At 39.7% G+C, this 10145-nt stretch carries 10 protein-coding genes and 1 pseudogene; 5 read left to right on the forward strand and 6 right to left on the reverse strand.

Going from position 1 to position 10145, the window contains the following annotated elements:
- Nucleotides 1-25 precede the first annotated feature (25 nt).
- The 4 genes from arsJ to H5117_RS16765 all read right to left on the reverse strand — a co-directional run bounded on the left by arsJ (nucleotide 26) and on the right by H5117_RS16765 (nucleotide 3260).
- The gene (gene arsJ, locus H5117_RS16750) at nucleotides 26-1243 is read right to left on the reverse strand and encodes an organoarsenical effux MFS transporter ArsJ (RefSeq protein ID WP_182738711.1); all 1218 of its coding nucleotides are present in this window, start codon (nucleotides 1241-1243) and stop codon (nucleotides 26-28) included.
- Nucleotides 1244-1267: 24 nt separating this feature from the next.
- On the reverse strand, nucleotides 1268-2278 hold the full coding sequence (locus H5117_RS16755) for an ArsJ-associated glyceraldehyde-3-phosphate dehydrogenase (RefSeq protein ID WP_182738712.1): 1011 nt from the start codon (nucleotides 2276-2278) through the stop codon (nucleotides 1268-1270).
- 20 nt (nucleotides 2279-2298) lie between these two features.
- Nucleotides 2299-2655 carry a metalloregulator ArsR/SmtB family transcription factor gene (locus H5117_RS16760; protein WP_024595411.1) on the reverse strand — a complete coding sequence of 119 codons (357 nt, stop codon included), beginning with the start codon at nucleotides 2653-2655 and terminating at the stop codon, nucleotides 2299-2301.
- A 176-nt stretch (nucleotides 2656-2831) separates the two neighbouring features.
- Complete coding sequence (locus H5117_RS16765; RefSeq protein WP_024595412.1) at nucleotides 2832-3260, reverse strand: organic hydroperoxide resistance protein; 429 nt, start codon at nucleotides 3258-3260, stop codon at nucleotides 2832-2834.
- A 123-nt stretch (nucleotides 3261-3383) separates the two neighbouring features.
- On the opposite strand from H5117_RS16765, the gene H5117_RS16770 reads away from it, so the two are divergent.
- The 3 genes and pseudogenes from H5117_RS16770 to astB all read left to right on the forward strand — a co-directional run bounded on the left by H5117_RS16770 (nucleotide 3384) and on the right by astB (nucleotide 6954).
- Nucleotides 3384-3818 carry a MarR family winged helix-turn-helix transcriptional regulator gene (locus H5117_RS16770; RefSeq protein ID WP_024595413.1) on the forward strand — a complete coding sequence of 145 codons (435 nt, stop codon included), beginning with the start codon at nucleotides 3384-3386 and terminating at the stop codon, nucleotides 3816-3818.
- Between the two features lie 45 nt (nucleotides 3819-3863).
- A pseudogene (locus H5117_RS16775) lies at nucleotides 3864-4970 on the forward strand (L-dopachrome tautomerase-related protein).
- A 637-nt stretch (nucleotides 4971-5607) separates the two neighbouring features.
- On the forward strand, nucleotides 5608-6954 hold the full coding sequence (gene astB, locus H5117_RS16780; protein WP_182719995.1) for an N-succinylarginine dihydrolase: 1347 nt from the start codon (nucleotides 5608-5610) through the stop codon (nucleotides 6952-6954).
- Nucleotides 6955-7035: 81 nt separating this feature from the next.
- Here the strand turns inward: astB and H5117_RS16785 are convergent, their stop codons facing one another.
- On the reverse strand, nucleotides 7036-7890 hold the full coding sequence (locus H5117_RS16785; protein ID WP_182724134.1) for a mechanosensitive ion channel family protein: 855 nt from the start codon (nucleotides 7888-7890) through the stop codon (nucleotides 7036-7038).
- Nucleotides 7891-8164: 274 nt separating this feature from the next.
- Between H5117_RS16785 and H5117_RS16790 the strand changes: the two genes are divergently transcribed.
- Both H5117_RS16790 and H5117_RS16795 read left to right on the forward strand, forming a co-directional pair.
- Nucleotides 8165-8845, forward strand: coding sequence for an SDR family oxidoreductase (locus tag H5117_RS16790; protein ID WP_024597442.1), 681 nt, complete (start codon nucleotides 8165-8167; stop codon nucleotides 8843-8845).
- Nucleotides 8846-8893: 48 nt separating this feature from the next.
- On the forward strand, nucleotides 8894-9574 hold the full coding sequence (locus H5117_RS16795) for an SDR family oxidoreductase (protein WP_182738713.1): 681 nt from the start codon (nucleotides 8894-8896) through the stop codon (nucleotides 9572-9574).
- Nucleotides 9575-9697: 123 nt separating this feature from the next.
- On the opposite strand, the gene H5117_RS16800 is transcribed toward H5117_RS16795, so the two are convergent.
- Nucleotides 9698-9919, reverse strand: a complete 222-nt coding sequence (locus H5117_RS16800) for a hypothetical protein (RefSeq protein WP_004334476.1) — start codon at nucleotides 9917-9919, stop codon at nucleotides 9698-9700.
- Nucleotides 9920-10145: the final 226 nt, after the last annotated feature.

Here is a 10145-nt window from a genome sequence, read left to right on the forward strand (position 1 = left end):
AATTTAATACAATACGTTGGGTTTTTTAAAGTTTAGCTAACCGTGCTGTTGTAATTGCGGCTAAAACTAATAAACACACACTTACCCATAAACACGCACTAAGCCCATATACTTGAAAAACCCAACCAGAAAGCACCGTACCAAGCAAACGCCCTATCGCATTGGCCATATAATAAAAGCCAACGTCTAGTGACACCCCATCATTTTTAGCAAAACTTACTATTAAGTAACTATGCAGCGATGAATTTACAGCAAATACTCCACCAAAAATAAGTAAGCCTATTACAAGCGTAAAATGTACCGCTATATCCAATTGCATCAACAACGCCAAAATGCCAGTTACACCACTTAATAAAGCAACCCACCAGTATGCTTTTTTGACCGAATGTGAAGTTGAATCACCTTGCCCAGTTATTCGCGGTGCTTGCGATTGCACCAGCCCATAAGCAATTACCCACGAAGCCATAAAACCGCTGACCCACCAATGATCCCAGTTAAACTGAGCGGCTAAGTAAACAGGTAGTGCAACCACAAACCATACATCGCGCGCCGCAAACAAGCATAAACGCGCTGCGCTAAGTAAGTTAATTGCCCGTGATTTAGAAAATAATTCTTTAAACTTAGGTTTGTTTTTAGCTTTACCAATATCGCCTTTTAAAAAAATTAAACTAATAACCCACGCAACACTAAGTAAAATAATTAGACTTATTAATGCCCCCACAAAACCAAATACAGTTAGTAATAAGCCGCCTAAAAAAAAGCCCACCCCTTTTAAAGCATTTTTAGAGCCGGTAAGTATGGCAATCCATTTATATAATTGGCTTTGCCCTGCATCGTCTTGTGGTACTAAATACTTAATGGCGCTCTTTGCACTCATTTTATTTAAGTCTTTTGCTATGCCACTCAGTGCTTGCGCTGCCATAACATAGGCAACGGTTAGCCAATCCCCTGGCACGCAAAGCATGGCTAAAGCGACAAGTTGTAGCCCAAGCCCTACATTCATGGTTTTGTTCAACCCTAAATGCGCGCCAAGCCAACCACCTACTAAATTGGTGATCACCCCAAATATTTCATAAAACAAAAACAACATGGCTATCGCAAATGCACCATAACCTAACTGATGAAAATACAGCACCACCAACATGCGTAGCGCACCATCAGTTAAAGTAAATGCCCAATAGTTACTAGTAATTATTAAATATTGTTTTATAGAGCTCGGTAAGTTAGCCAACTGCGCAAACATAGCGTTAAACCTTTTTAAACGAGATTAAACCAAATCACTTTGTGCAACTTTAAGCATTAGCTCAGCAGTACGGTTTGCATAACCCCATTCGTTATCGTACCAAGCGTATAGTTTAAGTTGAGTGTTGTTAATTACCATGGTTGAAAGCGCATCAATAGTGCAGCTGCGCGGATCTGTTTTGTAATCTATAGATACAAGCGGCTTTTCTTCGTAGCCTAAAATACCTTGTAGCTCGTTATTTGCAGCGTCTTTAAACCACGTGTTTACTTCGTCTTGTGTAACACCTCGCTCGAGCTCAAAAACACAATCGGTAATTGATGCGTTAGTAAGAGGTACACGCACGGCATGGCCGTTTAATTTACCTTTAAGCTCAGGAAAAATATGCGTAATAGCAGTTGCACTACCGGTTGTAGTAGGTATTAAACTTGTACCGCACGAACGCGCACGGCGTAAATCTTTATGAGGGGCATCAATAATCGTTTGGGTATTAGTAATGTCGTGAATCGTTGTCATTGAGCCGTGCTTAATACCCACTTTTTCTTGCAGTACTTTTACTATTGGCGCTAAACAGTTAGTAGTACACGAGGCGGCTGTAACAATTTTATGCTCACTTGGGTTATAAGGATCATCGTTTACACCCATTACTACATTTAAAATACCGTCTTCTTTTACAGGTGCGGTTACCACAACACGCTTAACACCTTGCGCTAAATATTGATTTAACAGCTCAGTGGTTTTCATTTTACCGCTGGCTTCTATTACTACATCGCAATCTGACCAATCAGTTTCGTTTATGGTTTTGTTGTTAGTAACTGCAATCGTATGCTTACCCACACTAAAACTACTATCATCACTAGAAACCTGTTGTGCTAAGCGCCCGTGTACTGAGTCAAACTCAATTAAATGTGCGTGGGTTTTAGCATCGCCCGCTACATCATTTACTTTAATAAACTCTATTTCTGGCCAATCAACTGCTGCACGCAGAGTTAAACGTCCCATACGGCCAAAACCGTTAATACCTACTTTAATAGTCATAATTAAATACCTTTAATAAGTTAGTTACAGCAGCTAGTAATACGTTCAGGGCGATTACCCATAACATTTAAGCGCGTTAAATCGTTTTCATAAAATGAAGGGTTAGCAGTAAGCGTTTGCGTTAATACATTTTTAGCCCACTCTGGTAGGGCTTTATTAATACTGTAATAAACCCATTGATTTTGTTTACGGTCGCTCAACAATCCGCATTGTCTTAACTGCGCTAAATGGCGAGACACTTTAGGCTGGCTTAGCTCAAGTGCAGTAACCAGTTCGCATACACATAGCTCTTCTTGATGGCTAATGAGCAGCATTGCTTTTAAACGCGTATCGTCCGCTAGGCATTTATAAAATTGAAGTGGGTTGAATTGTTCCATATTGTCCTCGCAGTTTTATTGCACATACAATAAAACAAAAACAGAACATATGGAATAGTGAATATATGATTTTTTGCATGTTTATTTAACGACTCCTTTTTATTAAACTCCACGCACAAAAAAGCCCAGTAGCAAAACCACTGGGCTATTACAGTATTAGTTAACTTAGCAATTAATTAAATAACTGAAAGCTCTACTTCAATATTGCCACGTGTTGCGTTTGAATATGGACATACTTGGTGCGCTTTATCTACAAGCTCCTGCGCTGCAGCTTTATCCATATCACCTAGTGATACAGCAAGTTTTACTGCAATACCAAAACCGCCTTCAATCGCGCCAATAGATACTTGTGAGTCAATATGTGTGTCGCTTGGTAAATCTATTTTTTCGCTACCTGCTACAAATTTTAGTGCGCCAATAAAACACGCGGCATAACCTGCGGCAAATAATTGCTCAGGGTTAGTACCTTGACCGTCGTCTCCGCCTAAACCTTTAGGTGTTGATAAATTTACATCTAAACGACCATCATCAGATTTAGCTACGCCTTCGCGGCCGCCAGTTGCAGTTGCTTTTGCTGTATAAGCTACGTTTTGTAATACATTCATAATGAACTCCAAAGTTTAGTAATTAATTTAGTTTGTATGCAAAATAATAGAACAAGTAATTAGAGATTGCAAATACTTTGCATGCAAATTAAAATGCCATGTATCGAAATAAAGGATAACGTTATGCCGTTTGAGCAATTAAAGTTAAAAAATCAGTTATGTCATCGGTTATATATGGCATCTAACAGCATTGCGCGTGCGTATCGCGAGCCTTTAAACGAGCTAAATTTAACTTATCCGCAATACGTAGTAATGATGGCGCTGTGGGAGCAAGACGAAATAACAATTGCAGAGCTAATAGATAAAACCGCGATAGATGGCGGTGCAATGACCCAAATACTCAAAAAAATGAGCGACAAATCATTACTGGCTGTTATTAAAGATGAGCACGACAAACGCAAACGCCTAGTTCAGCTAACCAAGCATGGCCAATCACTTAAGTTAAAAGCAGCCGATATTCCTAAAAATATTTTATGTAAATTTGATAGTGTAGATGCAACACAAGCGAAACAGTTGATGCAGCTGCTCGATTTAGTAGTAAACGACTTAGCCGATTAGGCTCTTAATTTTTAAACAATAAACGTGTTTTAAAAGGTTTTAAAAATGACTCATATTAAAAAACTACTATTAGCAGCGGCGTGTAGCACGGCTCTTTTAGGTAGCAACGCCGTATCTGCTAATACCGATAATCAAAATGCTGATTTAAAAACAGTAGCCACATTTGATGCGCAGCACCCTCCGGGCAACATTGCTATTACCCCATCGGGCAGAAAGTTTTTATCTGTGCATGGCTTTTTTGGCCAAAAGCAAAAAATTATGGAGCTTTTAAGCGATGGTACAACTAAGCCCTATCCTAATGAAGAGTGGGCATACGCGTACAATAACGGTAAAGGTTTTTACGACGTGCTTGGCATAAACGTATCAAGCGATGGTGTATTATGGATGCTCGACACCTCAGGGCCCGATCACGCTGGGCGCTGAGTAGGTTGGGATACAAACAAAGAGCAACTACATAAAATCATTTATCTGGCTAAACCAACCATTACCGACACCTCGTTTTTAAACGATTTAGTCATCGATAATAAACATGGCGTTGTATACATTGCCGACACAGCCCAAGGCAGCCAAGCCGCTATTATTACGGTAAACCTTAAAACAGGTGTCGCACGCAGAGTGTTACAAAATAGCCATTACACCACCGCCGAAAATATCGATATGGTTATTGATGGGCGCATAATGAGCCTTGGCGGACAACCAGCCCGCTTAGGTGTTAACCCTATTACGCTTGACCCTAACGAAGACTGGCTTTACTTTGGCTCAATGTCGGGTACGTCGGTTTACCGCATTGCCACCAGCGATATAAATAACGAGAGCCTTTCGGGTAAAGCGCTTGAAGACAAAGTTACGCGTTACGGCACTAAGCCAATTTCAGATGGTATTATTGTTGATGGCGGCGGTAACGTATATGTAACCGACATAACCAATGGCGCAATTGGCGTAGTTAAACCCACTGGCGACTACGAAGTATTATTTAAAGACGAACGTTTGAGCTGGCCTGATGGCTTTAGCTACGGACCCGATCATAAAATATACTTTACCGTTGACGACTTACATAATTCGCCTGTACTTAATAATGGCAAAAATCAAAGCCACGGTAAGTTTAAAGTAATGTCGTTCGAGCCTTTAGTAAAAGGAAAAGTAGGCCGCTAATTTGCTTTTTGAGTGACTGTATTTTTTAAAAAGCCTTGCACATTTAAGTGACCTAATAGTTGCAGGGCTTTTTGTTAAAAACACACCACACTGGTGCATATTTTAAAAATACTTCACCGCTTTGGTGCTAATCCTTTAGTACGTATTTACACTTAAATACTAAATACCTGATTTATATTCATAAAATATTCAAGTTAATGTTGGCATACTTCTTCCAATAAACTGATGTGTTCAGTGAAAATACCAAGGAAAAACCATGTTCAACTTATACCATACCCTTTACCTTTTATGGCGTTTAGATATTAGCGTTTGGCAAGTTAATGATCCAACAAATACCCATACCACCGCTGATAAAGAGCGCGTCTATGTTAAGTAACATCGTATTGTGTAAAGGCTTGGCATAAAGCTTAAATGTATAAACCTACTTTAGGCTAAGCTTTTGCACACTATGAAATTTATGTGTACATTTTAATTAAACTTCAAATTAATCGTTCAATATAAAAACAACCTCCTTGTAATAAACTCCACATTTAAAAACGTCGAAAAAATTAGTAAAAACACTGCGTTTATAACTTTGCAAGCAGCCCTAATGCGTTGTATTGTTGCATCCTATTGAAAATTTTTAGTTGGAACGTGTATGCACGCTTTGGAAGTTAATTTTGATGGCTTAGTTGGCCCTACTCACAACTACGCTGGTTTATCGTATGGTAATGTTGCCTCGTTAAATAACGCAGCAAGCTTTTCAAATCCTCAAGAGGCAGTGCTTCAAGGCCTTGAAAAAATGAAAGCCATGCACGACAAAGGCCTAACTCAAGGTGTATTTGCCCCTCATGCGCGCCCCGACTTAAACGTACTGCGCCGCTTAGGCTTTACCGGTAATGATGCACAAGTAATTCACAAAGCATTTAAAGCTGATCCTATTTTATTACGCGCGTGTTATTCAGCGTCAGCAATGTGGACAGCAAATGCAGCTACGGTATCGCCATCTCCTGATACAACCGACGGCAAAGTACATTTTACTTCAGCTAATTTAAATAATAAGTTTCATCGTTCATTAGAGCCTGCAACCACTACGCGCTTATTAAAAGCGATGTTTAATAACGACAAATACTTTGCGCACCATACCCATTTGCCAGACCAAGGCTTTTTTGGCGACGAAGGTGCAGCAAACCATACTCGTTTTTGTGACAGCCACGGCGAACAAGGCCTTGAAATGTTTGTATTTGGTGCCAGCGCGTTTAACAGCCAATTACCAAAACCCGCTAAGTTTCCTGCAAGGCAAACACTCGAAGCCTCAGAAGCAATTTGTCGTTTACATAACTTAAAAGATTCAAGCCAAATTTTACTACAGCAAAACCCAGACGTAATAGACCAAGGTGTGTTTCATAATGATGTAATTGCAGTAGGTAACGCCAATGTATTACTGTGCCACCAGCAAGCATTTTTAAACCAAGCTCTGGCACTGCAAGATATTCGCGAAGCGTATGTAGGCAATAAAGAATTTTATATTATTGAAGTACCTACCGATAAAGTAAGTATTTCCGATGCTGTAAGTAGTTACTTATTTAATAGCCAGTTAGTGAGCCTTGAAGATGGTTCAATGCTGTTAGTGGCACCACAAGAGTGTAAACGCAACAGCGCGGTTAACGCCTACATTGAAGAAATGATTATGGCTGATAACCCAGTAAACCAAGTGCAGTTTTTTGATTTACGCCAAAGTATGCAAAATGGCGGCGGCCCAGCTTGCTTGCGTTTACGTGTAGCCCTTAACGAGCAAGAACTTGCAGCAGTAAACCCAGAGGTTATTTTAACTGATACTAAATACACACAACTGTGTGACTGGGCAAAACGTAACTACCGCGACAAATTAGGCGCAAGTGACTTTGCAGACTCAGCCCTACTCACCGAAAGCTACCAAGCACTTGATGAGCTAACGCAATTACTTAATTTAGGTTCAGTGTACGACTTTCAATTAGAAGGTTAATACCTCAGCCTACACAAAGACGAATATAAAAATAGCGAGCCAAGACTCGCTATTTTTATTTGTGTTTATGTTAATACATATTTAAGTATCTTTGTTAACAGTTATGGCCGATGCCATAGACTCAGATATATGCAGCGTACGCTGCGGAAACGGAATACTCAGTCCAGCGCCTTCAATTGCTTCTTTAACACGTTTATTTAAATCCCACACAGTTTGCCAATAATCACCATTAACAGCCCACGCACGTAATTGAATGTTTACTGCGCTTTCGCCTATTGAAGTCACCATTACTTTAGGTGCAGGCTCTGCGAGTAACCGGCTCTCTGATGCGGCTAATTCTTTGAGTACATTTAAGCCAACGTCAATAGAGTCGGCATACGAAATCCCCACCACTATATCCATTCGTCTTTTGCCATTACGGGTAAAGTTTTTAATATTGCCACCCCACACTTTGCCGTTAGGTGATGCTATATAAAGACCGTCGGTGGTTTTAAAAATAGTGGTAAACAAGTTTATTTCACTCACAGTACCAAGCGTGCCACTGGCATCAACAAAGTCGCCTATTTTAAAAGGTCTGAGTATTAGCAGCATAATACCCGCAGCAATATTGCTCAGCGTATTTTTAAGGGCTAAACCAATCGCCAAACCAGCAGCACCCATAAGCGCAATTAAACTGGCCGTATTAACGCCAAAAATATCTAAAATAAATAGCCCACCAATTATATAAACTAAATAACCAGCAATACTCGATAAAAGAGGAAGCAGCGTACTATCTACTCTTTTTAATGGAGATTTAGAGTTTTTAATCGCTTTTTTAACCGAGCGTGCAATTAAGGCACTCGCAACTAAAATCACCAACGCTAAAATCACTTTGTACCCCAAAGTGATGATTGTTTCTGAATGGCTTTGCCAAAACGCTAAAAGTTTATCTTTCATGTTTGTTCCGATAAATATTGCTGACACTCAGCAAAATAATGGTTAAATCTAATAAAACCGACTTCAAAAGAAGTGGCGCGAGTATATAGAATAAAAAATTTAAACCTATCTTTTTTAATCACTTATTTCAACTTTAAAAATACCGTTAAAACTATGGTTTTTGATACGTAGAGCCCACCTATTTACGGCTAATTTATAGCGCCTATTCAATATAGGTTAATCGTTTATTGGTATGGTTATTTTAAGCTTTCAAGGTTCACAAAAGAGGTTATCTATGGGAAAAGAGAAAATTGTACTCATAACCGGCGCTTCAAGTGGTATTGGCGAAGCAACCGCAAAAATGCTGGTTAACAATGGTCATAAAGTAATACTTACCGCTAGACGCGAAGATAAATTAACTGAATTAGTCGAGTCATTGGGCTCAGATAACGCCATTAGCGTAGCCGCAGATGCAACCGACTTTACCGCGCTTGAAAACGTAGTTGCTAAAGGCATTGAAAAATTTGGTCGTTTAGATGTTGCCTTTGCTAATGCAGGTAAAGGGCTAGACACTTTAGGGGTTGAAGAAGGCGACCCCAATGAGTGGTCAACCATGATCGACATAAACATTAAAGCCCTACTGTGGACTGCAAAACTAACAATGCCGCATTTACGCCAAAGCAAAGGACACTTTATTATTACTAGCTCAGCAACTGGTCGCAGAGCTGTTAAAGGCTCTATATACGGTGCAAGCAAATGGTTTACTTATGGTTTTTCTCAAAACCTAGCACAAGAAATTAGTGAATGGGATGGGCGTTGTACAACCATCACCCCTGGCGCTGTAAATACCCCTTTTACTGATGAAGCAAGACCTGACAAGTTATACCCGCAAGATGTTGCCGATGCTGTGCTATTTGCCATTGAGGCAAATCAGCGTAATAACATCAGAGAAATACATTTAAGACCCACTCATTAGTAAAACTATTCTCATAATTTTGAATATGTAAACATAGGAGAAATAATCATGGCGAAAGAAAAAATAGTCCTCATTACAGGTGCTTCAAGCGGTATTGGCGAAGCAACCGCAAAAACGCTGGTTAACAATGGCCACAAAGTCATTTTAACCGCCAGAAGCGAAGACAAATTAACTAAATTAGTTGAATCATTAGGCTCAAATAACGCACTTAGCGTAGCTGCAGATGCCACAGACTTTACCGCACTTGAAAACGTAGTAACAAAAGGCATTGAAAAGTTTGGCCGATTGGATGTAGCCTTTGCTAACGCAGGCATGGGTGTTTCAACCGCTGGCACCGAAAAAGGTGACCCAGATGAGTGGTCAACCATGATTGACATAAACATTAAAGCCCTACTGTGGACTGCAAAATTAACCCTGCCGCATATACGCCAAAACAAAGGTCACTTTATATTAACCAGCTCTGCCGCTGGCCGTAAGCCAATTGGTGGCTCTATTTACGGTGCCACTAAATGGTTTGCTTATGGCTTTGGACAAAACTTAGCTGAGGAAATGAGCGAATGGAATGGCCGCTGCACAACCATAGCACCAGGCATGGTAAACACCCCATTTTTTGATGAAGCTAAACCCGACAAACTCGACCCACAAGATGTAGCCGACGCCGTACTGTTTGCTATTGAAGCAAACCAGCGCAACAGCGTACGCGAGATTTATTTAATGCCAACTAATTAAATGTAGCTTGGTAGATTTTGGGCTGTCAGGTTTAATGCTAATGGCGTTAAACCTGATGGTTGTTAATTCTAAATACCGGCTAGATAGAATGAAGGGAAAATATTCGGCATTAATAAAAGCTTGCTATATATACAGTAACTCTAAACCTCCATCGCTAGGTTCAAATACTTCAAGCCAAATGGTAACACCATTTTCATCGCTACATTCAATATCAAAGGCTCCATCATAAACTTCAACTATTGTTCCAATATCACCGACCTGAGGAACTCTAGAGCCAAAGCTTTTTTCTGAATAGATAAATTTTTTATTAAGAGATATCACTTTTACGACAGAATATTGCTTCATTTGATTCTCAAGTACGTATAACTTTTTTACAAGCGGAAAATTATAGTTAAGTATAATGTTTGAGGAACGAAAAATAGCCAACTTTAATTTTCCGTTTAATATTCTTGTATGGATAATAAACCCATAAATTAATTAATACTTTAACCAAGTTCGGGTAATGTGAGGCCCAAGCTTTGGCTGCAACCAAAGCCTTTTATACAGTAGTTCGATTGATTGAAGGCTCCTC

This window comes from Pseudoalteromonas sp. SG45-1, from assembly GCF_014164135.1.
In the GTDB taxonomy this organism is placed as follows: domain Bacteria; phylum Pseudomonadota; class Gammaproteobacteria; order Enterobacterales; family Alteromonadaceae; genus Pseudoalteromonas; species Pseudoalteromonas distincta.